Below are 26,125 nucleotides of genomic sequence, written 5' to 3'. Positions count from 1 at the left end.
ACTGCAATGATGAAAGGCTAAGCGCCTTGGCCCGGAAAAGCTAGGCGGCGACAGCCTCGTCGGCCGCGGCGTCGAAGCGCGCCTGCGCCTGGTGGATCGCCTCGACATTTTCCGTAGCCCAGGTAGCAAGGCCGCAAATCGGCTTCTGCAGCGACTTGCCGAGCGCGGTCAGCTCATAATCCACACGCGGCGGGATGGACGGCGTCACCGTCCGACTGACCAGTCCGTCACGCTCCAGGTTGCGCAAGGTCAGCGTCAGCATGCGCTGCGACACGCTCGGGATTTCCCGGCGCAGCTCGTTAAAGCGCCTCGACCCGTCGCCGAGCGTTTGCACCACCAGCACCGTCCATTTGTCGCCGATGCGCGACAGCAATGTGCTGATTGTCCGGCAGACCGGGTTGCTGGGATCCTTCATCGCAGTCACCTCCATGTTCCCGGGCCACAAATTTGTGTCTGAACCACAAAAAAGTGCGTTCTTGCGGGCGTTTCGCTGATGGTTATTTGGAGTGCCTCGGTAACAAATCAATACTTAGGAGGCAATAGTGACCATCCTGCATATCGACAGCAGCATCAATGGCGAAAACAGCGCCAGCCGCGTCATAACCTCTGCCATTGTCGACAAGCTGAAGCAGTCCAACTGGGGCGAAAGCGTCATCTACCGTGACCTGGTTGCGAACCCGATCCCGCACCTGACGCTCGACGCGTTCGCGGCAAATCTCGACCTGGAGGAATTCCTGGCGGCGGACACGATCGTCATCGGCGCGCCGATGTACAATTTCACGCTCCCGACCCAGCTGAAGGCCTGGATCGATCGCATCGTCGTTGCCGGTACGACTTTCCACTACACGGAAAATGGGCCTGAAGGCCTTGCCAAGGGCAAGCGTGTCATCGTCGCCTTGACCCGTGGCGGCATCTACAGCGAAGGCTCTCCGGCGTCCTCCCTCGAGCATCTCGAGACTTACCTGCGCGGCGTCTTCAACTTCATCGGCATCGAGCCGGAGTTCGTCACGGCCGAGGGCCTTTCCATCGGCCCGGAGCAGCGTGAAGAGGCCATCGGCCTTGCCATTGGCGAGACCGTCCGCCTCGCAGCCTGAATGCTTCAGGCCCGGTGCTTCGGCGCCGGGCCGAACAGCGATTACCCGTTTACAGGTCGACGATGCGGCCTCGACAAACGAATAGATTTAAACGGCGAACGACACGGCCTCGATGACGTGCCCGATCAGCGCATCGCCGTTGCGCTGCTCGCCTTGCTTGATCTGGCGCAGCCCGAGTGCATCGAGCCGCTCCGCCATTTCGCCCATTTCGTCGGCCGACAGTGCCGCCCCCAGCAGCGCCCGTTCGCGTTCGCGATGCGCCTCCACTTCAAGGCGAAGCGCGTCGACTTTCGATCCGATCTCACTCTCGGAATGCGACTTTCGCTGCTGGAACAGGTCGGTCAGCGAACGATGCACGGAGGCCAGCATGTCCGCGTCCGCCGCACTCCGCGCGCGCTCCGCAACAAGCCGCAGGGCCTCGCGGAATTTCCGATACTGCTCCTGCGCTTCGACTTGGGCGAAAGCCCCCCTGGCGCGGCCTCGCTCGACATTGAGGATGGCCGGGATGCAAGTGGCCGCATGTCTGGTCAGTTCGACCTCGTCGAGCAGGAAATCGGCATCCTTGATGGCCCGCTTGGTGTCGGCGGCCACCGATCCTTCAGCCGCATGGCAGGCAAACCGCAGCCGACCGCCGGGCGCCAGAATGCGAACCGCCTCAGGAACCGATCGTTCAAGGTCCGAATATTCGATGCCGTACTGGCTGACGACCGCATCGAAGCTGCCGCCGTCGAGCGGCAGGTCCTCGGCCGGCGTGTCGCTGAGGAAACGGATTTTGGCGAGCGCACTTTTGCCTTTGGACACGAATGCGGCTGGACGCACCGAAGCCAGGTCCGCCCCCGTCACATCGAGATTGTCTCCCGCCTCGACCGCCATCACCGCGATGGCACCATTGCCGGTGGCGAGGTCCATGACCCGCGCCCCGACAGGCAAAGCGGCGAAGAAATCGCGCCAACCCGAAGCGATTGCCTGGCCGTAATTGCCCGCGCCCCGGCCGGTCCCGAAGGAGGCCAGCCGGTCGTAACTCCAGAAGAGGTCCCAGGCCTTGCGTTCGTCCATCACCGACGCGCTTAGACAAGCGCGCCGGATCAGGCGAGCACTAGAATTTCGCCGTCAGCTGGATTCCGTAAGTCCGCGGCTCGCCGGCGATGAAGGTCGGCAGGCCGAGCGCATCGCCGCTGTTGCCGGCATCCTTGATGTACTTCTTGTCAAACGCGTTCTCGACAAACAGCTCCGCCCGGTATTGCCCGCCCTGGAGGCCGTAGCCGAGACGGGCGCTAAACAGGGCATAGCCGTCCTGAAACTCGTCCTGGATGAGGTCGGGGAGCAGGGTCGCCGGCGGCTGCTGCAGCGCCGATATGTCGTTGTTGTCGTCGAAGAAGACCTTGGACTGGTAGGTGACCGCCGGGGTGAAATCGATGCGGCCGGGCCCGACATCATGGGCCCAGGTCAGGCCGGCGCTGAACGTATGCTCGGGCGCCAGCCGGAAGTGATTGCCGTCAAGCACCCCGCTTTTGAATCGCGCGTGGTTGAAGGCGTAATTGGCGAATAGCCTCAGGTCGCGGCTCGGGTCGTAACGGACCTGTGCTTCGAAACCATAGCTTTCCGCCTTGCCGGCATTGGTTGTGACGAAGGTCGTGCCGACCTGCTCGAGCGTCTGGAAGTTATCGTATTTGTAATAGAAGAGCGCGCCGTCGAGGTAGAGCTTGCGGTTCAACATGGCTGTCTTCGCGCCGATCTCGAAGCTGTCGACTGTCTCGGCATCGACCAGGTTGAAACGCGGGTCACCGAACGGCACCGCCGGGTTCAGGGCCGACAACACCTCGGGCCGGCGCCCGCGCGCGTAGATCGCATAGATGCTGCTGTCCTCGTTGGGCGACCAGCGGCCGAACAGGCGGTAGGTGAAGCCGTCGTCCTTGTTATGCGCGTCGATCGCGTCGCCATTATTGTCGGTCGGCTGGAAGGTAACGCCGAACAGCGGCAGCACGCTCGCCGGGAGCAGTTGCACGAACGGCGAGGATAGCGCTGCCAAAATCGCAGAACGGTTCGGTTCCGGCAGCGACAAGGCGCCCAGGAAGCCGCCGAGGATCGAACGGTTGTTCAATACGCTGTCGCTGATGCTGGTGGTCTTGTCGTCGTGCGTCCACCTGAGGCCCGCGCCCAACTCAATCTCCGGCGAGACCTTCCAGGTCACGTCGCCGAAGATGTCGAAGGCGTTGGTCTTCGACTCGTTGATGTCCTGTTCGCGATGGTCGGACTTGAGGTTGTTGGCGATGCCGAGCGCGGTCGCCCCGTCGAGCGGGTAGCCGAAGCTCGCGGCGACGCCCTGCAACAGCAATGCGTCGAACCCCGGATTGCTCAGCAAGGATGCCGGTGCCGGGTCGGACGCCGGCCGGCCGGGGATGAAGCCGCCGCCGTTCAGGGCGTCCGCCAGCCTCGCCAGCGCAAATCGCTCGTCAAACTGGACCGACTGCCGCTGCTGGGCTTCCTCATGGAAATAGCTTGCCCCGACAAAGGCGGTGACGGGACCGTCATTGTCCCAGGTCAACCGCAATTCCTGGCTGAACTGCTTGTCGTCGAAGTCCTCGGCGCCGGTGATGACCGGCAGGGAAATGCCGTCGATGTCGAGGATTTCGAGCGTGTTGAACGCGCGGTACGCGGTGATCGAGTTCAGGGTGAAGGCCGGACTCAGCTCAACCTTGGCGAGGCCGGTGATACCCCAGACTTCGCGGTCGACGCCCAGGTCCTTGCCGCCCTCGAAGCCGGCACCCGGCGCCAGGGCTGCGCCATCACGGATGCCGGTCCCGTCCAGCACTTCGCCGGTCACCGGGTCGGTTGCGGTGTAGAGCAAGGACTTGAATGACGTGCCGCTCGGCTTGTCCTTCTGGTAATTGCCGATGAGGTCGAGCGTGATCGTGTCCGACGGCTCGAACCTCAGCGAGCCCCGCACGGCTCCGGTCTTGATGGAATTGAAATCGTCGACGCCGGGCAGCAGGCTGTCGACATAGCCGTCGCGCTTCTTGTAGCGGCCGGCGACGCGCAGTGCGGCGCTGTCGCCCAGCGGCACGTTGATCATCCCCTCGCCCAGCCAATAATCGAGATTGCCCATCTCGCCGCGGACCATCGCGCTGGTTTCACCCAGCCTCGGCTTGTTCTGGACGATATTGACCGCACCGATCAGCGCGCCGCGACCGTAGAGGGTCGACTGCGGACCCTTCGAAATCTCGACGCGCTCGACGTCGAACAGTTCGACATAGGCGCCGCGCGGCTTCGCGATTGAAACGCCATCCTGGTAGATCGACACGCGCGGTTCGAAGAAGGATGCGCCGCTATCGACGGTGATGCCGCGGATGCTGATCGCCGGATTGTTCGGCGACTGGTTCTGCACCGCGAAGCCCGGCGTGTAGCGCGCCAGGTCCTCGAATTCCTGGATGTTAAGGTCGTCGAGGAATCGTCCCGAATAGGTCGTCAGCGCGAACGGGACTTCGACCGGCCGCTGCTCGCGCAGCTGGGCGGTGACGATGACATTCTCGCTCGTTTCGTCGGCGGGCTGCTCTGCCTGTTCCGGTGGCTGGCTGGCCGCTGGGGTCTCTCCGGTGGTCTGGGCTAGCGACGGCGTGGCGGTAACAAGCGCCAGCAGGCTGCCGGCCGCGAAGAGAGCGCGCAAATGCATGATGAATCCCCCTCCTGAATTCAGGCGGGAATTAGCGCATGAATGTGACGGTCCCGCAAGCGGGAGTTTTTAATCTGCGTTAGGCCGTTCGATCAGGCCGACAGCAGGCGCAGCGGGTTCTCGATGTAACCCTTCAGCGCTTGCATGAAGCTCGCCGCGTCCCAGCCGTCGACCACGCGGTGGTCGCAGCTGAGCGAAAGATTCATGCGCTTGCGAACCTCGATCTCGCCAGCAACGACCACGACCTTCTCTTCCAGCTTGTTGACGGCAATCGTCGCAACCTGGGGCGGATTGATCACCGGGGTCGAAACGACGCCGCCCATCGGCCCGAGCGACGAAATGGTGATGGTCGGCCCGCTCAGTTCCTCGCGGCTGGCTTTACCGGTACGCGCCGCCTCGCTGAGACGCAGCACTTCCGAAGCCAGCTGCCAGACGGTCATCCCGTCCGCGTTGCGGATGACCGGCACCATCAGGCCGCCGTCCGTCTGGGTGGCGACACCCATGTGGACCGCACCATGGCGCGTCACGACATTGGCCTCGTCGTCATAAGTGGCGTTGATCATGGGCCATTCGGCCACCGCCCTCGACATGGCCGTGATCAGGAAGGGAAGCACCGTCAGTTTGGGATTGGATCCGCGGTCGCGGTTCATCATCGCGCGTGTGTCTTCAAGGGCGGTGACGTCGAACTCTTCGATCAAGGCGAAGTGCGGGATGCGGCGCTTCGCTTCCTGCATGTTCTCGGCGATCTTGCGGCGGAGGCCGACGACCTTGATCGTCTCGTCGGCGCGTGGCGCGGCGCCCCGGCTCGAAACGCTGCCGCCATTGTAGAGCAGATAGGCGTCGAGGTCGGCGTGGCGGATGCGGTCGCTGGTCGTCCTCACTTCTGCGAGGTCGATGTTAAGGTCGCGGGCACGGGCGCGCACGGCGGGAGATGCGAGCACCTTCTCGTGGCTCGGCTCTTTCTCGGCGACTTCGGGTTCGACCCGTGGAGCGGGTGGGGGCGCGGCTTCGACTTCCGATTCAGGGGCAGGGGCCGGGGCCGGCTTGGCGGTCGCCATGACCGGCATGGCTTCCTTCTGCTCCTTGGTCGGACGTTCGGCGCCGTCGGCCAGCGGCACTTCCCGCCGGCTGTCAGGCGCGGGCGCTTCGGCGGCGGAGGCATCGCCGGCGGTCTCGATCTCGACGAGCACGGAGCCGATGGCGATCTGGTCGCCGACTTCGCCAGCCAGTTTCGTCACCTTGCCGGCGACCGGGCTTTCCATCTCGACCGTCGCCTTGTCGGTCATCATGTCGGCCAGCTGCTGGTCTTCCTCGACCGTATCGCCGACCTTCACGTGCCACGCGACGATCTCCGCCTCGGCAATGCCTTCGCCAATGTCGGGCAGCTTGAACTGGTAGGTTGCCATCAGTCAGCCATCACTTTCTGGAGCGCCGTCTTCATGCGCTTGGGGCCGGGGAAATAGGTCCATTCGTAAGCGTGCGGATAAGGTGTGTCCCAGCCGGTGACCCGGCCGACCGGCGCTTCGAGATTGTAGAAGCAGCGTTCCTGGACGAGCGTGGCCAGTTCCGAGGCAAAGCCGGATGTGCGCGGCGCTTCCTGCGCGATCAGGCAGCGGCCGGTCTTCTGCACCGACTTTTCGATCGTCTCGATGTCGAGCGGGACGAGCGTACGGAGGTCGATGACCTCGGCGTCGATCTTGTTGTCCTCGACGGCCGCCAAAGCGACATGCACCATGGTGCCATAAGCGAGGATCGTCACTTCCTCGCCTTCGCGGACGATCTCGGCCTTGCCGAGCGGCACGGTATAATGGCCTTCCGGGACCTCGCTTGCCTTGTGCCGCGCCCAGGGCGTCACCGGCCGGTCGTGATGCCCGTCGAACGGGCCGTTGTAGATGCGCTTGGGCTCGAAGAAGATGACCGGGTCCGGATCCTCGATGGCGGCGATCAACAGGCCCTTGGCGTCATAGGGCGTCGATGGCACGACCACCTTCAGGCCGGCGATATGGGTGAACAGGCTTTCCGGCGACTGGCTGTGGGTCTGGCCGCCGAAGATGCCGCCGCCATAAGGCGATCGGATGACCATCGGCATCGACCATTCGCCGGCGGTGCGATAGCGCATCTTGGCGACTTCGCTGACGATCTGGTCGTAGCCCGGGTAGATGTAATCGGCGAACTGGATCTCGATCACCGGCTTCAGGCCATAGGCGGCCATGCCGACGGCGGTTCCGACAATGCCGCCTTCGGAAATCGGCGCGTCGAAGCAACGCTGCTTGCCGAATTCCTTCTGCAAGCCTTCCGTGGCGCGAAAGACGCCGCCGAAAAAGCCGACGTCCTCACCATAGACGACGATGTCGGGGTCGCGGCGCATCATCACCTTGTGGGCGTCGTTGATCGCCTGGATCATGTTCATCACCGGCATCAGCGCTGCTCCTCAAGAGCCTGGTCGCGCTGCTCGGCGATGTGCCACGGCATGTCGGCGTAGACGTCCTCGAACACCGACCCGATGTCGCTCTTGCCCTGCTCGGGAAGGATGCCGAGCTTCTCGGCTTCCTTCTGCGCGGCGCGGACTTCAGCGTCGGCATTCTTGGTGATCTCGGAATGCCGCTCCTCGTCCCATTCGCCGATGCCGATAAGGTGCGCCTTCAGCCGCTCGATCGGGTCGCCGAGCGGCCAGCTCTGCGCTTCGCCCGCTGCTCGATATCCGGTCGGGTCGTCGGAGGTCGAATGGCCCTCGGCGCGATAGGTGAAGAACTCGATCATCGTCGGGCCCTTGTTCGACCGTGCCCGTTCGGCCGCCCAGCGCACCGCTGCGTAAACCGCCAGCGCGTCATTGCCGTCGACGCGCAGGGTGGCGATGCCATAACCGATGCCGCGCTGCGCAAAGGTCGCCCGCTCGCCGCCCGCGATGCCGCTGAAGCTGGAGATGGCCCACTGGTTGTTGACCGTCGCCAGGATGACCGGCGCGTTATAGACGGCCGCGAAGGTCATTGCGGAATGGAAGTCGCCCTCTGCCGTTGCGCCGTCGCCGACCCAGCCCATGGCGATGCGGCTGTCGCCCTTGATCGCGCTCGCCATCGCCCACCCGACCGCCTGCGGGTACTGCGTGCCGAGGTTGCCGGAGATGGTGAAGAAGCCGTGCTTCTTGTCCGAATACATGATCGGCAGCTGGCGGCCCTTCATGTGGTCGCCGGGGTTCGAATAGATCTGGCACATCATCTTCACGAGCGGATAGCCGCGGCTGACGAGAATGCCCTGCTGGCGATAGGTCGGGAAGTGAATGTCCTCGAAATCGAGCGCCGCGGCGGCGCTGGTTGCGATCGCCTCTTCGCCGGTGCACTTCATGTAGAAGCTGGTCTTGCCCTGGCGCTGGGCGCGGTACATCCGGTCGTCGAACACGCGGACCGTGACCATGTCCTTCAGGATCTTGCGCAAAGTGTCCGCATCGAGCTTCGGGTCCCACGGACCGACGGCCTTGGCATCCTCGTCGAGCACGCGAACAAGGTCGGTCGCGAGCGGGTGGGTCTCCCTTGCAGCAACCGCCGTGTCGGGGCGCGGCGCGCTGCCCGCGGGCGGCACCTTGATCGACGAGAAATCGGGCGTGTCGCCGGGACGGAACGGCGGCTCCGGCACATGCAGCGCCAGCGCTGGCGCATTGCGCCGGGAAGGTTGCTTATCGGCCATCGCCGGCCCGCTTAGTCGCGTGCGCGCAACCGTGCAAATCTCACTGTCAAGGAAACTTGACTTTGGCCTTAACCGGCTGAACCGAAAGCTTTGCAGGGGACCATGCGGCTACCGCGCCGGCCCGTGGAAATACTCGATCTTGATCCGGACCCAGGCGCCCATCATTTCCTGCCCGTTCTTGCGCGGGGCGCGGACCCGGAATTGCCATGCCGCTTGCCGCACGGCGCTCGCAAGGTGCGATCCGGGCGGATAATTTTCGAGTTCGATGCAATCCTCGACGCGGTGGTCCGGGGCAGTCTTGCAGGCGATGAGGCCATATCCTTCCGGCGCGTTCGGCGGCATGTACCCGTCCAGCTCGGCATCGGTCGGTTTGCGGTACCATTCGGCGCCGTACATCAGCTCGCCATTTGGCGCCCGGCCGATTGCCTCGGAATCGTCTGCCGCCGCCTGCTGGCCCTCACCCGGCGCGTGGCCCAGGTTGCGGATGTCGGAGGCAGCGAACTCCTCCTTGGTGAGCGGGATGAAGTCGAGCGGCTTGGCGATCGGAATCTGGATCGGCGGCGGCTTGATCGGCGGCACCCTGGGCTTCGACGTCTCGGTCGACTTTTCGGCCTGCGGAGGCGGCGGTGCCGACGCAGAGCGCGACGACACCATGTCGACGACCAGGACGTCATCCGGCTTCTTGGTAAACTCGGCCGCCCCCAGCGTCATCAGCACCAGGAAGATCAGCCCGTTGATGGCGATCGCCAGCCCCAGCCCGGAACCGCGGCGGGTCGCCGTCGTCGCATCCCAGGCCGGGGCGTTGCGATAGGTTCCGGAACTCAAGGCTTGCTGCCCGTTGATGAGACTCAATGAACCGGCCGTTTACCGACCGGGAGCGCCTCAGTCCGCTTCTTTCGTCACCATTGTCGCTGTCGCCGTATAGGATCCGCCGGCCTGCTGCTGAAACCAGAAGGGCTGGAAGCCGCCGGTGCCGCCGGCGATGATCCGCAGGTTCGAATCGAGCAGCCTGCCGCCGGCCATCGTCATGGCGATGTGGTCGGAATTGCGGATGTTCTCGAGCGGGTTGTCGTCGAGCACGACTAGGTCGGCAAGCTTGCCGACTTCGAGGCTGCCCAAATCCTTGTCGAGGCCGAGCGCGCGGGCCGGGTTAATCGTCCCGGTGTGCAGCGCCTGCATCGGCGTCATCCCGCCCATTACGAAGGTCCACATGTCCCAGTGCGCCCCGAGGCCCTCGCGCTGGCCGTGCGCGCCGATCGAAACCGGAATGCCGAGCTCGCCGACCCGTCGCGCCGTGATCGCGTTGGAAACGAGGTTGTCCTCTTCCGGCGGGTTCATCACCGGCCGCCGCGAGCGCGCATCGAGCAGCGGACGCGGGACCCATTTCGACAGGATCGGCTCGTTCCAGACCTGCGTATGCTGATACCAGTAATTCTCGCCGAACGGCCCGCCGTAAGTGACGACCATCGTCGGCGTGTAGGCCGTGCCGCTGCCCTTCCAGAACTGCAGTACGTCGTCATAGATTTTCTGCACCGGAAGCGAATGCTCGATGGTCGTGTGCCCGTCGGCGATCATCGTCATGTTCATCTCGAACAAGGACCCGCCTTCCGGCACCACTTCCATGCCGAGTTGCCGCGCTGCTTCGATGATCATCTGCCGCTGTTCGCGCCGCGGCTGGTTGTAGCTTTTCACCGACCATGCGCCCGACGCCTTCAGGCGACGCAGGTGCGACAGCGCATCGTCAAGCGTCTTGATCTCGACCGTGAACGGCGTCGTCGCGCCATAGAGGATGGTGCCGGTCGAGAAGATGCGCGGCCCGACGATCTTGCCGGCCTTCTGATATTCCGACGCGGCGAAAATCTCCTTCGTCTCGTTCGACGGGTCGTGGATGGTCGTCACGCCGTAAGCGAGCGCGGCCGCATGAAACCAGTTCTGCTTGGGGATGATGAGGTCGCTGCCCATCGACCCGTGCCAGTGCGCATCGATCAGGCCCGGCATGATCGTCTTGCCGGTAACGTCGATCGTCCGCGTGCCCGCGGGATAGGTGATCGAAGCGGTCGGGCCGACGGCGCTGATCCGGTCGCCATCGATCAGGATCGTGCCGTTCTCGATAACCTCGTCACCGCCGCCGCGCATGGTGATGATGCGCGCGCCGGTCAGCGCGATCAGCCCGCGCGGCTTGTCGGCATTGGCAGTGAACCCGAGGTGCGCATAGACCGGCGCCACCGCCTGCTTGCCGCCGGCGAAGCCGCCGACCGCATTCAAATTCTGCGCAAAAAGGTCCGGCCCCTGAGTCCAATAGAGCGTCCGACTGTTGCCCGACCAATGCAGCCAGTCGCCGGCATCCGCCGAGACCCGCGACACCGGCAGCGCCTTGGTGTCCGGCGAAATCTCGACCGACCGGCCGGACCGCACGAACGGCATGACATAGGCCTGGTAGCGTTCGACCCAGCCGAGATATTGCTCGTCCGGCGACAGTGCGAACTCGCCTGCGTTCTGCGAGACGACGTGCGTGACCTCGTCGCCGCCGGTCAGATTGACCGAGTGCAGCTCCCGCTTTCCTTCGGCTGCAGGCGCGGTGAAAAAGATGCGGTCGTTGGTCGCGCCGAATTCCGGTTGGTAGCCGTTTTCGGTGACCCGGGTCGGCTTGCCGCCCTTGACCGGCACGACATAGATGCCCGGCTCGCGGCCCCAGAGGGCCGTCGTCAGGTAACCGTCGCTGGTCTTGCGATAGGCAATGAGGCTGCCGTCGGGCGAGAACGTCGGCTCCAGATAATGGCCCGGCTCCGGTGTCACGTCGCGCGCCGCGCCGCCGGTCGCGGACACGACCTTGATCCGCCCGGCCTTGTCGTCGTTCCAGCTGACGAAGGCGATCTGCCGCCCGTCGCGCGACCAGGTCGGATAGGATTCGAAGTCGGTCGAATTGGTCAACCGTCGCGGCGTTCCGCCGGCCGCATCGCGCACCCACAATTGCCCCAGCGCTTCATAGGCCACGCGCCGCCCGTCGGGGCTGGCATGGGCGAAACGGATCATCTTCACATCGAAGCTGTTCGGCGAAACGTCCTTCTGCTGGCGCACCGCGTCCTCGACGAAGCGCGTGCCGGTCACGTGGAAGGGGATGTCCGTGACCTGCTTTGAGGCAACGTCGATGCGCTTGATGCCGCCGTCGGCGTAAAAGACGATGGACTTGCCGTCCGGCGTCCAGTCCATGCCCGGATAGACGCCGTGAACCGCCCAGGTTTCCTGCATGTCGCGGTCGAGGATGTTGGTCAGCGGCGTGATGCGGCCGGACTCGATATCCATCAGCATCAGCACGGATTTGTACCGGACCCGGCGGATGAAGGCCAAGGTCTTGCCGTCCGGCGATGGCGTCGGCCGGATGGCGCCGCCGGGGCCGTCGATGAACGTCTCGATCTTGCCCGTCTGCCGGTCGAGCCGCTGGATCACATAAATCTGGCCGTTGACGTCCTTGGAATATTCAAAGACCTCGCCCGGCGTCGCGTCGTCGGAGAAATAGAGGTAGCGACCGTCGGGCGAGAAGGCGGGTTCGTTGGTGTCCTTCTGCTTGGTGCGCGCCTTGGTCATTTGCAGGCCTGCGCCGCCGCCCGAGCGATGGTAGAGCCACATCTCGCCCGCACCCAACGAGCGCGACGAGGTGAAATGCTTGCGGGCGACGATGTAATTTCCGTCCGGGGTCCAGTCGGCCTGGTTCAGCAGGCGGAAGTCTTCCTTGGTGATCTGCCGCAAGTTCTGGCCGTTGCGGTCCATCGTCCAGATATTGTCGCCGCCGCCCCGGTCGGACGTGAAGGCGATCTCGCGCCCGTCCGGCGAGTAACGCGGCTGCATTTCCCACGCATTGCCGGTGGCAAGCGGCCGCGCCTCGCCGCCTGTGATTGGGATTGCGTAGATGTCGCCGAGCAGGTCGAAGGCGATCTCCTTGCCGTCCGGCGAAACATCCACGCTCATCCAGGTGCCGGTGTGCGTGTCGATCTGCGCGTCATGGCCGGGGCCGTGGCGGGCGTTGACGTCCCACTTCGCGTCCTTCTTCGCAGCGTCGGGCTGCGGCGCGGCCGGTACGTTCGCAGGCTTGGCCTGCGTCATCGGCTCGGCGGCACCGGGCTGCGGCGGCGGTGGCGCGACCGGCGGCGTCGGCGCCTGGGCGGCGGCGAGGCTGGCGAGCGAAGAGGCGGCGAGAAACAGCGTGAAGCGGCGCATGGAAACCCCCGGGGAACGGACTTGTCGCCGGGGACTTTGGCGACGCAGTCGTGCGAACGCAATCCACACAGGTCGCCGTTGGTCGAAGACACGCGCGCGTTGACGGAAGCGGCGAGTGGGGACTAGGCGATCCGTCATGACCGAACAGACCAACGAACTCCCCGATCGCCTGAGCCTCGACCCGCGCAGCCCCTATTTCGATGAGGCAGTGTTGGAGCGCGGCGTCGGCATCCGCTTCAACGGCCAGGAAAAGACCAACGTCGAGGAATATTGCGTCTCGGAAGGCTGGATCAAAATCATCGCCGGCCGCAGCCGCGACCGTTTCGGCAATCCCATGACCCTGACCCTCAAGGGCAAGGTCGAGCCCTACATCGAAGGCCTCGGTGAGAAGGGTTCGGAAGAAGCCTCGGAAGAGTCATCCGAAAGCTAGCTCCGGACTTACCAAGCCTGACCCGAACGAGGAGGAGCGCAGCTCAGCTTGGCGTCGCGTCCTTCGGGTAACGCGGCGAACGCCCCTTCCGCCAATCCCAGAGCTTTTTCGCACCCCAGCCGAGCGCCATCGCGCCGGCCAGTGGGCCCAGTCCGCGGCGCGCCACGGCCGCCACGCCGGCGCCGAGGATCGCGCCCTTGGCGCCCCGATTCCTGCCGGCGACCTTCTCGCCGATGATCGCACCTACAATCTTGCCCAGCATTCTCATTCCTTCATCTGAAACGTGGACGGAATAGCGCTCCATACGGGTTCGCGGTTCCCATGGCGAAATCTCCCAACTGTCGGTGGTGGATTCCACCAACCCCGGCTTCGCATCCACCAATTCAGCGCCATTTTTGGCGGAAAACTGCAATTGGCACGGTGCTTGAATATAGACCGGCATGGCCCGCCAAACAGGGATCGGCGGGAAAAAGGGAGAAAGACAATGTTTGGTTCTAACACTGGTCGTCATCTGGTAGCGGCGTTTGCAGCCCTCCTGATGAGCACGGTTGCGGTCGGTTCGGCCGTTGCCCCGGCGGCAGTTCAGAGCCCGGCGGTCACCGCCAATGCTTGAGCTTGAACCGATCGAGGCGAAGGTGCCCACCCGCACCCCGAGAATGGAGGAAAAGCCCAAAGTGGAAGACACCACGATCCGCTTCGCCCCGCTCGCCGGCATCCTGTCGGGCCCGATCTTCACCCGGACCCGGGACATCATCGCCGCGAACATGACGGAGCTGCTGGACCGGGCCGAAGACCCCGCTCGCATGATCCGCATGATCATCGTCGAGATGGAAGAGACATTGGTCGAGGTCCGGGCGACAGCCGCCCGCTCGATCGCCGACATCAAGGAAATGCGGCGGGCGATGATGCGGCTCGATGGCCTCCAGTCCAACTGGTCCGAAAAGGCCCAGCTGGCGCTGGAAAAGGGCCGCGAGGACCTGGCCCGCGCCGCGCTTAACGAGAAGCAAAAGGCCACCGACATGGCCGAAGGCCTCCGCGAGGAGATCAGCCAGATCGAGCAGGTGCTTCGCGGTTACGAGGAAGATATTGCCCGCCTGCAGGCCAAGCTGGCCGAGGCGCGCAGCCGGCAGAACGCCATTGCCAGCCGCCTCGAAAGCGCGGTGACCCGCGCCAAGGCCCGCGAGCTGCTGCACGGCGGCCGCACGGAAGATGCGTTTTCGCGCTTCGACCTGCTGGAACGCCGCGCCGACCTCGCCGAGGGCTATGCCGAGGCGATGGGCCTGACCGGCCCGAAGAGCCTGGAAGAAGAGATTGCCGAGCTGAAGGCCGCCGAGAAGGTCGATGCGGAGCTGGAAGAACTGAAGGCCGCTTTGGCGGCGAAGAAGTGAAAGGACAAAAGGGGATGTCTCGCTATTCGATGGATCGCAAGGAAAAGAAGATTGCCGGTGTCTGCGCGACGCTCGGTGATGTCTTCAACCTCGATCCAACCTTCATGCGGATCGGCTTCATCGCCATCGCCATCCTGATCAGCTGGAAGCTGGCGCTGATCGGTTACATCGCCGCCGGCATCTACCTGCACAGGCAGAAGGGGCAGGTGCTTGGTCGTCGCGGAGAGCGCCGGTCGGACTTCGACCGCATGGCCGACGTTGGCCGCACCCGCTCGTCGATCCACGCACTCCGCACCGAGCTCGATGAGACCGACCGCCGCATGATGGCGATCGACCACCACATCACCACGTCGAAGAACCATGAGCTGGCGCGTGAAATCGAAGCGCTCCGGGAGGAAAAGTGATGACCGACCCAATCCTGATCATGACCGTCGCGGCCAGCGTTCTCGCCGCCGCCGGGATCGCCGCCTGGGCCGGCCTCAAGGCCTGGCACGAATGGCTGGAGCTGAAGCGCATGGAGCTGGTCAACGGCCGCGCCGAAGCCGTCATGCCCCAGGCAGCCGGCGGCCGGATCGAGCTGGCGGATCTGAAGGAACGCGTCCGCAAGCTCGAGGCCATCGCGGCCGGCATCGACATCTAACCCCGTCGGCGCTCGTTCCACCCCCGTAGCGCCGCAGTCCAGCGGCCCGGCGACCCACACCGCCGGGCCGCTTTTTTCATGCCCGCTGCGCTGCGAACTCGTGGCGTCCGGGTCTCTGCGGCAGGATCAGGATCAGCGCGAATATCACGACAACCAGCACCAGCGACGCGAGCGGACGGCTGAGCTCAAGCCCACCCTTGGCAACCGGCTTGTCGAACCAGTCGCCGACCGTCGCTCCCAGCGGGCGCGTCAGGATGAACGCCGCCCAGAACAGGAAGACGCGCGAAACCTTCGTTGAGAAATAGAGCAAAGCCAGCACCGCCAGCCCGGCCCCGAATACCAGCGCGCCGCCCGAATAGCCCAGCCCCCAGCCGCCCTCGCTCAACGGGTCCGCGCTCCAGTCGCCTAACGCCGTTCCCAGCGTCTGCGAGAAAGTGATGGTGATCCAGTAGAACATTTCCTCGCGCGGCCCCGCCACCGAATTGACGTCCACCGTGCCCAGCGTCCGCCACCACGCGAACAGCGAGATGAGGACGCAGGCGAGAAGCAGCAGCGACCCGCCCGGATAGCCGATGCCGAGCGACCGGTCGGCGAAGTCGGCGAGCGTTGTACCGCAAGTCGTCGAGGCAATGATCGTCGCCCAGTACAGCCACGGATTGAATGCCCTGGCGCGGATCTGCGCGATCACCAGCGCCACCAGGATCGCCCCGAAGATCGCCGTCCCGATCAGATAGCCGTAAGGCACCGGATGGTCGGTCGTCTCACCGAGCCAGGACATCGTCACCGTGTCGCCGCCCGTCTCGCCCAGCGTCGTCGCCAGGATCTTGATGATCCAGAAGCCCAAGGTGATCGCCGGCACCTTGGTCAGCGCATCCTCGATCGCATCGCGGTCAGTCATGAAATCGGCTCCCGGAACGGCGGTGATTTGAATGTGCTGCGGCTACTAAAGCTTTAACCCCAGCCGCGGGCCCGCCCAGATCGTCAGGCTGTAGAGAAGGATCGTCAGGACGCATCCCGCCGCCAGCGAGGCCCAGAAGCTGAACCCGTGCCTCAGCATCGCGGGGATCAGCAGGAACATCGGCAGGGAAGGCAGCACGAACCAGAAGGTCCCTTCCGAATGCGCCGCCATGTTCGCCGCGTCCGGCTTGTCCCGCCACAGCCAGATCATGCCCAGCACCGACACCAGCGGCAGCGACGCGATCAGCCCGCCGAATCCCGGGTAGCGCTTGGCGACCTCGGAGACGATGGCAATGAGGATGCCGGACAGGCCGGCCTTGATGGCGAGGTAGAGCATGGCGCTTGTCGTGCCACGGCCCGCATCCGGCGGCAATCTTATGGTGCCAGGCTGATGTCCGGGAGGGGCTGCAAGGAATCATAGCGAAGCAGCTTCAGTTCCTGGCGCGCTTCCTCGACCGCCAGCTTGATGAGCGTAACGGCGTCGGCAATGTCTCCGCCTTGCTCCAGCGCCGACGTCGCCAAGGTGATGGCCGTCAACCTTTGCGCCAGTTCTTCATGGGCTTGGGCGATCCGGCCCGCATGGGCTTCGTGGACGCTTTGCAACTCGATCCGCTTCGAAGCTCGCTCACGACGGGCATTCACCAAGGCGGTGATGTCCTGGTGTGCGACGATCACGCCGCCGTCGGGAATGCCGATCCGCCGGGCGCTCAACCGGTAAATCCGCTCGGCGCAGGGGTAGGCAGTGCCGTAGGAATCGCTTTGCCCGGCCAGCAATCGCTTGAGCCCGCGAAGCACGCGGATCGCCGATCTATCGCCAATCTCGGCGGCACCGGCGCAGACTTCCAGATAGTTCAGCCCGATGTAATCCGAATTCGCGCTCCGCTTCGATCCGAACCGCCGCCAACCCTCGTTGACGCTTATGACCGCGCCATCGCGGTCGAGCAGCGCGACATTCGCGTGCAGGCTGTCGATCGTGGCCTGGACATTGGCTGCACGAAACATCGCGGACTCCCGAGCGGCTCCCCTTTATTCATCCTCACGGGACTCGCAAAGACGGGTTAGTGCGGAGCGCGAGTGGAGGAGCCGGGGCTGTCATCGGAATGTCATCCATGCGGCACAAGGCGGTGACGGGGGTTTGAAATGACATCACTTGGACGGCGACTGGCCGCTGAAGCGCTCGGCGCCTTTTTCCTGTTCGCGACTGTCATCGGCTCGGGCATCATGGCCGAGCGGCTGTCGGGCGGGAACGTCGCGCTCGCCTTGCTCGGCAACACCATGGCGACCGGCGCGATCCTATTCGTCTCATCACCATGCTCGGCCCGATATCGGGCGCACATATGAACCCGGCGGTCAGCCTCGTCGCTGCCGCGCGCCGCGAGCTCAGCTGGCCGGACGCCGCGGCCTATATCGTCGCGCAGCTGGCGTTCGGCATCCTCGGCGTCTGGGCCGCGCATGCGATGTTCGACCTGCCGGTGATCCAGGTCTCGACCAAAGTCAGGACCGGCTCCGGCCAATGGCTGGGGGAGGCGATTGCGACCTTCGGCCTCGTCCTCACCATTCTCGGTACGGTCCGCTATCGCCAGCCGTGGGTCCCGGCCAGCGTCGCCCTCTACATCATGGCCGCCTACTGGTTCACCTCGTCCACCAGCTTCGCCAATCCGGCGATCACGGTGGCCCGCAGCCTGTCCGACAGTTTCGCGGGCATCGCGCCAGGCGACGTCCCGATGTTCATAGTCGCTCAGCTTGTCGGTGCGGGCCTAGCCGCCGTCACGGCCAAATTGCTCTTCCCTCCTCCCGCCTAATGGCAGGTTTGTGTGGAAAGCGAACATTGCCGGCTATATTCTCAACTGAATGGGGAGACTGACATGAAATCGAGGTTCGCTATCGCCGTCGCCGCTATCGTTTTCGGCGCGACTGCCGCTTATGCCGCCACTGAGGCGATGGGTTGCTGCAAGGATTGCTGCAAGGACAAAACAGAGCAGCATCAAGACCATAAGATGTAGCCTTGCCTGAAGGGCGTCTGGCACTCACTTGGGTAACCTTCTGTCGTCACCGAGCGAATGGCCAATATGCTCCGGCGATTGACCGTCACTCTCATTGCAATGCTGATGCTGGCTTCCTTCACGTCAGCTTCCGCACTGGCGGAAGTCGGCTGTGATCAGCCTCTTGCGGCCAGCGCGGCGCAGCAACCATCCGATTGCACGAATCACTGCCAAGGCAGCCGCAGCACGGGCCACGCTTGCACTTCTATGTGCACATTGATGTGCGGCGCCGTTGCGGCGCATCCACAGGAGCTCGGCGCTCCGGGCCGGCTCCGCTCGGCTGATTTGCCGCTTCCAGAGCCGATACTGATTGGGTTCGACACTCGTCCTGAGATCCCGCCTCCCCGATGGCACGGCATTTCGATCGACTAACTCAAACAAGGATTTTCACATGAAAAAGATGATCATTGCAGCAACGCTGCTGATGTCCAGCACAGCTGCTCTCGCCGCGCCGAATGCGGTTGCCAGCCTGGCGGCCTCATGCTGCCAGGCGCTCGCATGCTGCGGCATTGGCTTGCCCTGCTGCGGCTAAACTGCAGTTGACCTGAGAGGAGGGCGTTCGGCTCCGCGCCGGGCGCCCTTCTTTTTGGGCCGCGCAAATGTCCGCAATGGGTCGAAAGCGGACACTAAACCGAAATGGGGGAGGCGAAACGAAAAAGGGGGCAAACGCTTAGCCTCCCCCGACGCATTACGGGATCATCCCCTCCAGGTGATCGATTACCGGTCGCGAACTGCGCGTCCCGGTGGAGCTGCAAATACGCAGCTTCTGATCCTCAAATTTCGTGAATCACGACAACCTTTTACCAATTGGCTCGGATGTTCGACCCGGCCTCAGAACCCCAATCTCGCCGTCAGACGGATGTCCCGCCCCGCCAGCGGAGCGAAATCCTTGAGGTCGCTGGCATGCCGCCGTGCCTCGACATCGAACAGATTGTCGCCGGTCAGTGATAGGGTCAGTTCCGGATTGTCCTTCAACGGCGTCCAGTCGAACGAGGCATTGACCATCGTGTAGCCGGGGGTCGAGGTTTCCTCGGGCGCCGTGCGGTCCTGCTTGGCGACCTGCTCGACCTCGACATGGCCTTTCACCGGGCCGCGCTCGCCGCTCAGGCCGGCGAGCACGCGGAATGGCGGGATTTCAGGCGCGTCGCCGAAATTCCTGATCTTGGCGCGCACGGCGTCGGCGGTCACTTCGCCGCTCCAGTCGACGCCCAGGGCATTGCCGAACTTCACCTCGGTCTCGACCTCGAAGCCGTAATATTTCGCCTTGCCCTCCTGGTAGGCATAGACGGGCAGGCCATCGCGGACGTCGCCGGTCGGCGTGACGAAAATGTAATTGCCGTAATTATTGTAATAGGCGCTGGCCTGGATGTGCAGCGGCCCGCCATTGTGATGGACGGTCAACTCGGCGCCATTGCTCTTCTGCGTGCCGATGTCGGGATTGCCGATCAGGAATTGCGCGCTGCCGCCGTGCGCCCCGTTGGAAAAGAGCTCCTGAACGTTCGGCGCCCGCTCGCTGTGCGACAGCGACAGGCCGACGCGCCAGTCGCCGCCGACGTCGTAATTGCCGCCGACCGACGCCGAAATGGGCGTGTACTTGTTGGAGAAAGGCCGCGTGCCGATGATCCCGCCATTGGCGGCAATGTCCGCATCGGCATCGGCATCGACCCGCACGAAATCGACGCGCGCGGCCGCCTCCAGCCTCAGCGGCCCGCGTTCCAGGTTCTGGAGCGTGAACAGGCCCAGTTTCTTGTTCTCGCTGTCGGGCAGATATTTCTCGTCGCCGCGGATCCGGAAATCCTGGTCGAGGTACTGGATGCCGCTGGAACCGCCCCAGCCATCATGGTCGGACTGGACGAGCGCGGCACGCGCCTCGCCTCCGTCCGAATAGAAACGCGACCCGACCTCGCCGTCGGCTTCCAGCTCGGCATGGCGATATTTGGACAGGCCGCCGCTGAATTCGAACGCGCGGAAGAAACCGCCGATCGGGACGTTCGCGCGCGCATCGACGCGGTCCTGGTGGGCGTCGATGGTCGGCTGCTCGGCCTCGAAATTGGGATCGAGCGAGAACCGTATCGGCACGCCATATTTGGCGTCGTGACGGCTGTAGGACAGGCCGACGTCCAGGTCGCCGTCGACATAGGCGAGGCCGCCCGAATAATCGTCACTGCGGCCGGCGGTGTTCGGTAATTTGTCCTTCAATTCGGCAAGAGCGCGGATGTCGGGGTCGGCGCTGGCTGCGGCCTCGCGGCGTAGCTCCTTCGACAGCAAATGGCCGCCGACTTCCAGATCATCATATTTGGAATAGCTGCCGTCGGCATGGGCGACGAAATGGCCGCCCAGCGGAACAGTGACGCCGGCATTGACGGAGCGCTCGTTGGCGGCGCTGCCGTAATTGACCAGTGCATCGCCTTCCACGCCATCCGGGACATGCCGCGGGATGCGGTTGCCGACGACGTTCACGACACCGCCGATCGCCGCCGAATTGTAGATGAGCGTGCCCGGCCCGCGCAGGACCTCGATGCTCTCGGCGGTCAGCGGGTTGATGGCGACGGCATGGTCGGGATCGGACGCGGACAAATCGAGGCTGGTGAGGCCGTCGAGCAGGATCGGTGCGTCTTCGCCCGAAAGCCCGCGCAGGATCGGACGCGACGAGGACGGGCCGAAGCTGGACGAACTGACTCCCGGCAAGTCGGCCAAAGTGTCGCCGAGGCTCGGTTTCACGTCGTGCACCAGCTCTTCCGGCTCCAGCGCCGTGACCCCGCCCAGCACGTCGGTCTTCTTCCGCGACCCCGTGACGACAAGGCTTTCCTCATGCTTGTCCTGATTGGCGCCGGCGCTGTCAGCGGCAGCATCGGAATCGGGGGCCGTCGCGGCTTCGGCATTGGCATCGGCGGCCGCGTCGGCAGCGAGGGCCGGCTGGCTGGCAAGGGCGGCAATCAAGGCGGCAAGCGAAATCGAAGTGCGAAGCATGTCGGCGAATTTTCCGGGAAAGCGACTCGGGGAAGCGGCCTGCTAGCCTTAATGTTATACTGTCACAACTTTGCTTTCGACGAACGGTTGAGGCTAGGCGTTGGATGATGGGTTCCGGACACAGTCACGATCACGCGTCGCAGGCCGATTTCAGCAGCGCCTTTGCTGCCGGCATTGCGCTCAACCTGGGGTTCGTCGTGGTCGAGGCGTTTTACGGTTTCTTCGCCGATTCCATGGCGTTGCTCGCGGACGCCGGCCACAACCTTTCCGACGTTCTCGGCCTCGTCCTCGCCTGGGCAGGTGCCGCGCTGGTCAAGCGCCGGCCCAACGCGCGCTTCTCCTACGGCCTCAAGAAAAGCTCGATCCTTGCGGCCCTGCTCAATGCGCTCCTGCTGCTCGTCGCCATGGGCGCCATCATCGCCGAGGCGATCCGGCGGCTCGGCGATCCGGAGGTCACGGACGGCGGCACCGTTATCTGGGTCGCGGCCATCGGTATCCTGGTCAACGGCGTCACCGCCTGGCTGTTCGCCCGCGGCCGCCACCATGACATCAACATCCGCGGCGCCTTCCTGCACATGGTCGCGGATGCCGCCGTCTCGGTCGGCGTCGTCCTCGCCGGTTTCCTGATCCTCAAGACCGGCCAGTCCTGGATCGACCCGGTCACCAGCCTCGTCATCGCCGCCATCATCCTCTGGAGCACCTGGGACCTGCTCACCGAATCCGCGACGATGACGCTCGCCGGCGTGCCGAAGGGGATCGATTCCTCGCAGGTCGGCCGCGCGCTGGAAAAGCTACCCGGTGTCACGGCCATCCATCACCTGCACATCTGGTCGCTGAGCACCACCGAGACGGCGTTGACCGTCCATCTCGTCGTCGATGACGAGTGCGATCGCGACAAGCTGATCCGTCAGGCCAATGCCTACGTCCACCAGCTGTTCGGCATTTCCCATTCGACCATCCAGGTCGAAAGCCCCGGCATGGATCACGATGACCATTGCCACGACACACCTTCCCACCGTCACCATCATCACTGAGGGCCAATGTTCGTCACCCACCTCGAATGCTCGGCGACCGGCGAGCTTTATGAAGCCGACAAGCCGCACAATCTCTCGCGCGCCGGAAAGCCCCTGCTGGTCCGCTACGACCTCGATGCCGTCAAAGGCGCGCTGACCAGGGAGGCGCTGGCCTCGCGCCCGGCGGGCATGTGGAGATGGCGCGAGCTGTTGCCTCTCCCTGACGGCGTCGAACCGGTCAGCCTCGGCGAGCCTGAAACGCCCTTGGTCCCGCTGACAAACACCGGCGGGCCGAACCTGCTGGTGAAGGACGAGGGCCGCCTGCCGACCGGTTCCTTCAAGGCGCGCGGGCTCGCCATGGCCGTCAGCATGGCGAAGCACTTTGGTGTCCGCCGCATCGCCATGCCGACCAACGGCAATGCCGGCGCGGCGCTTGCGGCCTATGGCGCGCGGGCCGGAATGAAGTCGCTCGTAATCTGCCCTGACGAAACCCCCGCCATCAACGTTCGCGAGACCGCCGCCTATGGCGCGGAGGTCTATGTCGCCAACGGCCAGATCGACGAATGCGGGCGGATCGTCGGGGAGGGCGCGGCCGCCGGCAAATGGTTCGACTGCTCGACGCTCAAGGAGCCCTACCGGATCGAGGGCAAGAAGGTGATGGGCCTCGAGCTCGCCGAGCAGCTCGGCTGGGAACTTCCGGATGCCATTTTTTACCCGACTGGCGGCGGTACTGGCTTGATCGGCATGTGGAAGGCTTTCGACGAACTCGAAGCCATTGGTTTCATTGGTAAAAAGCGACCACGCATGTATGCGGTCCAGGCTGCGGGCTGCGCCCCGATCGTGCGCGCCTTTGAAACCGGTGCTGAGTCCGCCGAGCGCTGGGAAAACGCCGCCACCATCGCCACCGGCATCCGCGTTCCCAAGGCGATCGGCGACTTCCTCATTCTCCGCGCCATTCGCGAATCCGGGGGCGCTGCAATCGCGGTCGAAGAGTCCGAAATCGCTTTGGCCGTGGAGGATGCGGCCCGCGATGACGGCTTCCTGCTCTGCCCCGAAGGCGGCGCGGTGCTTGCCGCCTGGCGCGAGGCGCTGAAGCGAAAGCTGGTGGCCGAGGGCGAGCGGGTCGTTTTGTTCAATTGCGCCAACGGCAACAAATATCCGCTGCCCGACAAGTCGGGCCGGCTCGATCTTGCTAAGGTGGATTTGGCCTTGCTCTAGTCCGGAAACGAGTAAGCCCCGGTTACCGAAGTAACCGGGGCTCCATGCTTTGGTATCTCTACCGAAGCACGCTGATAAAACACGCGACCCGCCCCGCGGTTCCGCGCCCCGAAAAAATTTTTCGGTCTCGCTCAAATTAGCTGTGGATAAGTCAGGGCGGCGCTCTTTTTCCGGCTGTCGCCCCGGATAAGCTGCGCTGGATGCTGGTGCCGGCTGAGGGATTTGAACCCCCGACCTTCGGTTTACAAAACCGCTGCACTACCACTGTGCTAAGCCGGCCCGGGGCAAGCCAATGCGTCAGATGATGCCGAACGTCCAGCCTTCGGTTCGCGCAAGCTTCGCAGTCAGTCCCTCTGGAGCGAAGGCGCGTGGCTCTGTCTCCGCCAGCGCCCGCATCCCGGCGGCCGTTACCAGCGCGTCGGTCTGGTGGTCATTGGGCTCGAAGCGCAGTCTCACGGGCGGACTGCCAAGCCCTTTCAGCGCCAGGTTCAATTCTTCCCGGCTGCGCAGCTTCTTGCCGCTCATGCCCGCGTTGCGCAGGTAGATACGGGTGTAGATTTCCACCACGGCGCTACCAGCCGCCGGCATCGGGTCCATCGGCCAGATTGCGACCTTTCCGTCGAGTGCACGCAACAACCGCATGCCGGAGAAGCTCGCCTTGGCGACCTGTGCCGCGCCGATTGCGTCATAGGCACTGGCCGTTTTCCGGCCGCCCTGCGCATTCAGCCGTGCATCGCATTGGCGGAAACGGACGAAGTCGGCCTTCACTCCGTCGGCTATCCCGAAATAGAAATGCGGGCGGTGAATATGCTCCAGGAAGCTCGCGGCCCCCAGGTCATCGTCGCCGCTTCTCGAATCGACATAGGCCCAAAACTCCCGGGCGGTCTCGGGCACGCGCGCCTCGCCGGGCAGGTATGAACCACGTTCCGCAAACGGCGGGGCAAAGCTGAAGTCGAAGCCGAAGAGCGTGGGCTCTTGGCCTGCGCGCTTCAGCAGCCAGGCCAGTACATCGGTCCGCGACCAGACATGGTCAGGCCGGATTAGCCGGGGCGGCCGGTCACCGCGCGCTTCGGCGACCGCGATGCCTTTGTGCCGCCGTCCCTTGGCGCCCGACCAGTCGATCGCGACGTACGCCTCGAACCGGCTCACTTTCGCGTCCTCGGCGGCTTCTTGGCCGCAGCCTCATCGCGGGCGCGCTCGATCATGGCTGCAACCCGCTCCGGATCGTCGCTCGCAAAACGCACCAGAACGCCGTCCCAGCCCTCGTAATGCGGCGTCTGCCAATAAGTGTCGGGATCTGTCTCGAGCAGGATCAGCTTGCTGTCCTGGTCGATCGCCAGGACGAAACTGTCCGGCTCCCGCCCGGTGTAGAGGAACGCGCGGCCGTTCGCGGCGACTTTCACCGCAGGACTACCCCAGGACTTGGACAGTTCGGTCCCCGGCAAGGTCAGCGCGAACGCAACGACCTCATCCCAGGAACCGAATTTCGGCATCACACCAGCGGCGGCTGGTTGTCGTCCTCATCCGGCGGCTGGCGCCGGATCCGCGGGGGAGGCGGCGGCGGGGACGACGGACGCCCGCTATTGCTCCAGTCCTCCAGCTGCCGTGCCGCCCAGTCCCGTCCGCCAAGGCCGAAGGCGAGGGCGGTCGCAACGGCCGCGCTGCCAAGGATCAGGCCGAACGCCATCATGACGATCTGGTCGGCCAGGCCCATGAAGGTGAGGCCGATCGCGGTGAACAGGGCGATGATCGCATATTTGACGATCGTCTCGGCATAGCTGCTCTCTCCGGTCGAGCTCCCGACCAGATTGGCGAGGATGCGGGCCAGGAACAGTCCGACGACAATGATCACCGTGCCAAAGATGACCTTGGCGCCGAGTTCGGTGATCTGGAACATCAAAGCAGCAGTCGAATCTCCGCCGACCTGCTGAGCCGCTTCCATCAGGCCGACGAGGATCGCTGCGGTCATCGCCAGTGTGCCGACGACTTTCGACGGAACCGCGGTGGACGGCATCACGCCGAGCGCCCGAACGGCATTGTCAAAGCCGAGGCTGGGAAGGATTGTCTCCAGCAGGCTCTTCACCCAGCGGCCGATGATATAGGCGAGCGTTACCCAGACGAGTGCGCCGAGGACATTGGGGATCGCCAGCGCAATCGCATTCAGCATGTTCGTTGCCGGATCGGAAATTGCCGAGATCTGGAGGATCTGCAGCGCGCCGATGGCAGCGAAGATGATGATGATTGCCGACACCGTGACCCCGACCGCTTTCGCGATCGAGCTTCGCGCAGGGGCAACGCCTTCTTTTGCGACACCGGTCTCGTCGACCGCAAGCGGTGGCTCGCCGATGCTGACTCCGGCGCGGCCGAGCAGTCGCTCGAGGTTTAGCGCTCCGAGAGCCGCTTCAACGACATGCCGCACGACACGGGCCAGGATCAGGCCGGCAAAGAAGAAGAGTCCCGCCCCGAGCAGCCGCGGCAGGAAGGCGAAGACCTCGTTGGTAAGGTTCGTGACCGGCGTGAGCACGCCGGACAGGCCAAGCGGCTGCAGCGCCGCGATCAGGCCGACCAGCCACACCAGCCAATAAGCGAGACGGCCAAGCTCCGTGCCGACTGAGTCGACCCCCGCCTCGCGATGGCGCTTGAGCACCGGTACCTTATCGATCGCGCGCGCAACGCCCCACTGCACTGCCTTCGCCACGAAGTGGGTGACAATGAGGATGAGGATCGCAAACAGGACGCGTGGTCCCCAGAGGATCAACTGGTCGCGCCAATAGGCTGCCGGAGCTTCGGAACGGTACATTGCCTCT

Annotated in this window: 25 protein-coding genes, 1 tRNA gene and 1 pseudogene; 10 read left to right on the top strand and 17 right to left on the bottom strand. The window is 64.3% G+C overall.

Features of this window, described 5'->3' with window-relative positions; translation table 11 throughout:
- Positions 1 to 40: 40 nt before the first annotated feature.
- Complete coding sequence (locus tag LZ536_RS12065; protein WP_431357951.1) at positions 41 to 430, bottom strand: winged helix-turn-helix transcriptional regulator; 390 nt, start codon at positions 428 to 430, stop codon at positions 41 to 43.
- Between the two features lie 112 nt (positions 431 to 542).
- Here LZ536_RS12065 and LZ536_RS12060 point away from each other — a divergent pair, with 112 nt between their 5' ends.
- Positions 543 to 1,094 carry an FMN-dependent NADH-azoreductase gene (locus LZ536_RS12060; protein WP_249849025.1) on the top strand — a complete coding sequence of 184 codons (552 nt, stop codon included), beginning with the start codon at positions 543 to 545 and terminating at the stop codon, positions 1,092 to 1,094.
- 87 nt (positions 1,095 to 1,181) lie between these two features.
- Here LZ536_RS12060 and LZ536_RS12055 read toward each other — a convergent pair whose 3' ends face one another.
- The 7 genes from LZ536_RS12055 to LZ536_RS12025 all read right to left on the bottom strand — a co-directional run bounded on the left by LZ536_RS12055 (position 1,182) and on the right by LZ536_RS12025 (position 12,660).
- Positions 1,182 to 2,150, bottom strand: a complete 969-nt coding sequence (locus LZ536_RS12055) for a class I SAM-dependent methyltransferase (protein ID WP_249849024.1) — start codon at positions 2,148 to 2,150, stop codon at positions 1,182 to 1,184.
- Positions 2,151 to 2,190: 40 nt separating this feature from the next.
- Positions 2,191 to 4,764, bottom strand: a complete 2,574-nt coding sequence (locus tag LZ536_RS12050) for a TonB-dependent receptor (RefSeq protein WP_249849023.1) — start codon at positions 4,762 to 4,764, stop codon at positions 2,191 to 2,193.
- Between the two features lie 92 nt (positions 4,765 to 4,856).
- Positions 4,857 to 6,170 (bottom strand): dihydrolipoamide acetyltransferase family protein, encoded by a 1,314-nt coding sequence (locus tag LZ536_RS12045; RefSeq protein WP_249849022.1) that lies wholly within the window; start codon positions 6,168 to 6,170, stop codon positions 4,857 to 4,859.
- Positions 6,170 to 7,174 carry an alpha-ketoacid dehydrogenase subunit beta gene (locus LZ536_RS12040; protein WP_249849227.1) on the bottom strand — a complete coding sequence of 335 codons (1,005 nt, stop codon included), beginning with the start codon at positions 7,172 to 7,174 and terminating at the stop codon, positions 6,170 to 6,172. The genes LZ536_RS12045 and LZ536_RS12040 overlap by 1 nt, the downstream gene beginning before the upstream one ends.
- An 8-nt stretch (positions 7,175 to 7,182) precedes the next feature.
- Positions 7,183 to 8,445 carry a 3-methyl-2-oxobutanoate dehydrogenase (2-methylpropanoyl-transferring) subunit alpha gene (locus tag LZ536_RS12035; RefSeq protein ID WP_249849021.1) on the bottom strand — a complete coding sequence of 421 codons (1,263 nt, stop codon included), beginning with the start codon at positions 8,443 to 8,445 and terminating at the stop codon, positions 7,183 to 7,185.
- Positions 8,446 to 8,553: 108 nt separating this feature from the next.
- Positions 8,554 to 9,270, bottom strand: a complete 717-nt coding sequence (locus LZ536_RS12030; protein ID WP_249849020.1) for a hypothetical protein — start codon at positions 9,268 to 9,270, stop codon at positions 8,554 to 8,556.
- Between the two features lie 57 nt (positions 9,271 to 9,327).
- A complete protein-coding gene (locus tag LZ536_RS12025; protein WP_249849019.1) occupies positions 9,328 to 12,660 on the bottom strand; it encodes an amidohydrolase family protein in 3,333 nt (1,110 codons plus the stop codon).
- A 136-nt stretch (positions 12,661 to 12,796) separates the two neighbouring features.
- Here LZ536_RS12025 and LZ536_RS12020 point away from each other — a divergent pair, with 136 nt between their 5' ends.
- Positions 12,797 to 13,090, top strand: a complete 294-nt coding sequence (locus LZ536_RS12020) for a DUF3297 family protein (protein ID WP_249849018.1) — start codon at positions 12,797 to 12,799, stop codon at positions 13,088 to 13,090.
- A gap of 43 nt (positions 13,091 to 13,133) precedes the next feature.
- Here LZ536_RS12020 and LZ536_RS12015 read toward each other — a convergent pair whose 3' ends face one another.
- A complete protein-coding gene (locus tag LZ536_RS12015) occupies positions 13,134 to 13,775 on the bottom strand; it encodes a hypothetical protein (protein ID WP_249849017.1) in 642 nt (213 codons plus the stop codon).
- On the opposite strand from LZ536_RS12015, the gene pspA reads away from it, so the two are divergent.
- From pspA to LZ536_RS12000, 3 genes are read left to right on the top strand one after another with little or no spacing between them, the layout of a single operon-like run.
- Complete coding sequence (gene pspA / locus LZ536_RS12010) at positions 13,765 to 14,478, top strand: phage shock protein PspA (protein ID WP_348538843.1); 714 nt, start codon at positions 13,765 to 13,767, stop codon at positions 14,476 to 14,478. The genes LZ536_RS12015 and pspA overlap by 11 nt on opposite strands.
- Positions 14,479 to 14,492: 14 nt before the next feature.
- Positions 14,493 to 14,882: a PspC domain-containing protein gene (locus LZ536_RS12005; RefSeq protein ID WP_249849016.1), complete on the top strand. Its 390-nt coding sequence runs from the start codon at positions 14,493 to 14,495 to the stop codon at positions 14,880 to 14,882.
- A complete protein-coding gene (locus tag LZ536_RS12000; protein WP_249849015.1) occupies positions 14,882 to 15,118 on the top strand; it encodes a hypothetical protein in 237 nt (78 codons plus the stop codon). The genes LZ536_RS12005 and LZ536_RS12000 overlap by 1 nt, the downstream gene beginning before the upstream one ends.
- Before the next feature lie 76 nt (positions 15,119 to 15,194).
- Here LZ536_RS12000 and LZ536_RS11995 read toward each other — a convergent pair whose 3' ends face one another.
- The 3 genes from LZ536_RS11995 to LZ536_RS11985 are packed head-to-tail and all read right to left on the bottom strand — an operon-like array spanning position 15,195 to position 17,077.
- Positions 15,195 to 16,016 (bottom strand): COG4705 family protein, encoded by an 822-nt coding sequence (locus LZ536_RS11995; RefSeq protein WP_249849014.1) that lies wholly within the window; start codon positions 16,014 to 16,016, stop codon positions 15,195 to 15,197.
- A gap of 45 nt (positions 16,017 to 16,061) precedes the next feature.
- Positions 16,062 to 16,412, bottom strand: a complete 351-nt coding sequence (locus LZ536_RS11990; protein ID WP_249849013.1) for a DUF3147 family protein — start codon at positions 16,410 to 16,412, stop codon at positions 16,062 to 16,064.
- A 38-nt stretch (positions 16,413 to 16,450) separates the two neighbouring features.
- Positions 16,451 to 17,077, bottom strand: coding sequence for a hypothetical protein (locus LZ536_RS11985; protein ID WP_249849012.1), 627 nt, complete (start codon positions 17,075 to 17,077; stop codon positions 16,451 to 16,453).
- Positions 17,078 to 17,215: 138 nt separating this feature from the next.
- Here LZ536_RS11985 and LZ536_RS11980 point away from each other — a divergent pair.
- From LZ536_RS11980 to LZ536_RS11970, 3 genes and pseudogenes are all read left to right on the top strand, one after another.
- Positions 17,216 to 17,877, top strand: a pseudogene (locus LZ536_RS11980) (aquaporin).
- Between the two features lie 63 nt (positions 17,878 to 17,940).
- A complete protein-coding gene (locus tag LZ536_RS11975) occupies positions 17,941 to 18,078 on the top strand; it encodes a hypothetical protein (RefSeq protein ID WP_249849011.1) in 138 nt (45 codons plus the stop codon).
- A 430-nt stretch (positions 18,079 to 18,508) separates the two neighbouring features.
- A complete protein-coding gene (locus tag LZ536_RS11970; RefSeq protein ID WP_249849010.1) occupies positions 18,509 to 18,649 on the top strand; it encodes a hypothetical protein in 141 nt (46 codons plus the stop codon).
- A gap of 299 nt (positions 18,650 to 18,948) precedes the next feature.
- On the opposite strand, the gene LZ536_RS11965 is transcribed toward LZ536_RS11970, so the two are convergent.
- On the bottom strand, positions 18,949 to 21,087 hold the full coding sequence (locus LZ536_RS11965; RefSeq protein WP_249849009.1) for a TonB-dependent receptor: 2,139 nt from the start codon (positions 21,085 to 21,087) through the stop codon (positions 18,949 to 18,951).
- A gap of 104 nt (positions 21,088 to 21,191) precedes the next feature.
- On the opposite strand from LZ536_RS11965, the gene LZ536_RS11960 reads away from it, so the two are divergent.
- Positions 21,192 to 22,121 carry a cation diffusion facilitator family transporter gene (locus LZ536_RS11960; RefSeq protein WP_249849008.1) on the top strand — a complete coding sequence of 310 codons (930 nt, stop codon included), beginning with the start codon at positions 21,192 to 21,194 and terminating at the stop codon, positions 22,119 to 22,121.
- Positions 22,122 to 22,127: 6 nt separating this feature from the next.
- A complete protein-coding gene (locus LZ536_RS11955) occupies positions 22,128 to 23,318 on the top strand; it encodes a threonine synthase (RefSeq protein WP_249849007.1) in 1,191 nt (396 codons plus the stop codon).
- Positions 23,319 to 23,522: 204 nt separating this feature from the next.
- Here the strand turns inward: LZ536_RS11955 and LZ536_RS11950 are convergent.
- The 4 genes from LZ536_RS11950 to LZ536_RS11935 form a co-directional block, all read right to left on the bottom strand.
- Positions 23,523 to 23,597 (bottom strand) — tRNA-Thr (locus LZ536_RS11950).
- Positions 23,598 to 23,615: 18 nt separating this feature from the next.
- On the bottom strand, positions 23,616 to 24,467 hold the full coding sequence (locus LZ536_RS11945; protein WP_249849006.1) for a hypothetical protein: 852 nt from the start codon (positions 24,465 to 24,467) through the stop codon (positions 23,616 to 23,618).
- Positions 24,464 to 24,811, bottom strand: coding sequence for an MmcQ/YjbR family DNA-binding protein (locus LZ536_RS11940; protein ID WP_249849005.1), 348 nt, complete (start codon positions 24,809 to 24,811; stop codon positions 24,464 to 24,466). Before LZ536_RS11940 ends, LZ536_RS11945 begins: the two co-directional genes overlap by 4 nt.
- A complete protein-coding gene (locus tag LZ536_RS11935; protein WP_249849004.1) occupies positions 24,811 to 26,118 on the bottom strand; it encodes a mechanosensitive ion channel in 1,308 nt (435 codons plus the stop codon). The genes LZ536_RS11940 and LZ536_RS11935 overlap by 1 nt, the downstream gene beginning before the upstream one ends.
- Positions 26,119 to 26,125: the final 7 nt, after the last annotated feature.

It is taken from the genome of Sphingomonas alba (assembly GCF_023516555.1).
In the GTDB taxonomy this organism is placed as follows: Bacteria; Pseudomonadota; Alphaproteobacteria; order Sphingomonadales; family Sphingomonadaceae; genus Sphingomicrobium; species Sphingomicrobium album.
The sequence above is the reverse complement of the archived record's forward strand: the minus strand, read 5'-3'. Positions and strand labels throughout refer to the sequence as shown.

Bases quoted from the DNA above. Each gene is read 5' to 3' on its own strand.
- LZ536_RS12035 (WP_249849021.1), bottom strand. From the start codon at position 8,445: ATGGCCGATAAGCAACCTTCCCGGCGCAATGCGCCAGCGCTGGCGCTG.
- LZ536_RS12040 (WP_249849227.1), bottom strand. From the start codon at position 7,174: ATGAACATGATCCAGGCGATCAACGACGCCCACAAGGTGATGATGCGC.
- LZ536_RS11990 (WP_249849013.1), bottom strand. From the start codon at position 16,412: ATGCTCTACCTCGCCATCAAGGCCGGCCTGTCCGGCATCCTCATTGCC.
- LZ536_RS11940 (WP_249849005.1), bottom strand. From the start codon at position 24,811: ATGCCGAAATTCGGTTCCTGGGATGAGGTCGTTGCGTTCGCGCTGACC.
- LZ536_RS12020 (WP_249849018.1), top strand. From the start codon at position 12,797: ATGACCGAACAGACCAACGAACTCCCCGATCGCCTGAGCCTCGACCCG.
- LZ536_RS11985 (WP_249849012.1), bottom strand. From the start codon at position 17,077: ATGTTTCGTGCAGCCAATGTCCAGGCCACGATCGACAGCCTGCACGCG.
- LZ536_RS12065 (WP_431357951.1), bottom strand. From the start codon at position 430: ATGGAGGTGACTGCGATGAAGGATCCCAGCAACCCGGTCTGCCGGACA.
- LZ536_RS12025 (WP_249849019.1), bottom strand. From the start codon at position 12,660: ATGCGCCGCTTCACGCTGTTTCTCGCCGCCTCTTCGCTCGCCAGCCTC.
- LZ536_RS12050 (WP_249849023.1), bottom strand. From the start codon at position 4,764: ATGCATTTGCGCGCTCTCTTCGCGGCCGGCAGCCTGCTGGCGCTTGTT.
- LZ536_RS11995 (WP_249849014.1), bottom strand. From the start codon at position 16,016: ATGACTGACCGCGATGCGATCGAGGATGCGCTGACCAAGGTGCCGGCG.
- LZ536_RS11935 (WP_249849004.1), bottom strand. From the start codon at position 26,118: ATGTACCGTTCCGAAGCTCCGGCAGCCTATTGGCGCGACCAGTTGATC.
- LZ536_RS12055 (WP_249849024.1), bottom strand. From the start codon at position 2,150: ATGGACGAACGCAAGGCCTGGGACCTCTTCTGGAGTTACGACCGGCTG.
- LZ536_RS12045 (WP_249849022.1), bottom strand. From the start codon at position 6,170: ATGGCAACCTACCAGTTCAAGCTGCCCGACATTGGCGAAGGCATTGCC.
- LZ536_RS12005 (WP_249849016.1), top strand. From the start codon at position 14,493: ATGTCTCGCTATTCGATGGATCGCAAGGAAAAGAAGATTGCCGGTGTC.
- LZ536_RS12000 (WP_249849015.1), top strand. From the start codon at position 14,882: ATGACCGACCCAATCCTGATCATGACCGTCGCGGCCAGCGTTCTCGCC.
- LZ536_RS11965 (WP_249849009.1), bottom strand. From the start codon at position 21,087: ATGCTTCGCACTTCGATTTCGCTTGCCGCCTTGATTGCCGCCCTTGCC.
- LZ536_RS11975 (WP_249849011.1), top strand. From the start codon at position 17,941: ATGAAATCGAGGTTCGCTATCGCCGTCGCCGCTATCGTTTTCGGCGCG.
- LZ536_RS11955 (WP_249849007.1), top strand. From the start codon at position 22,128: ATGTTCGTCACCCACCTCGAATGCTCGGCGACCGGCGAGCTTTATGAA.
- LZ536_RS11970 (WP_249849010.1), top strand. From the start codon at position 18,509: ATGAAAAAGATGATCATTGCAGCAACGCTGCTGATGTCCAGCACAGCT.
- LZ536_RS11960 (WP_249849008.1), top strand. From the start codon at position 21,192: ATGATGGGTTCCGGACACAGTCACGATCACGCGTCGCAGGCCGATTTC.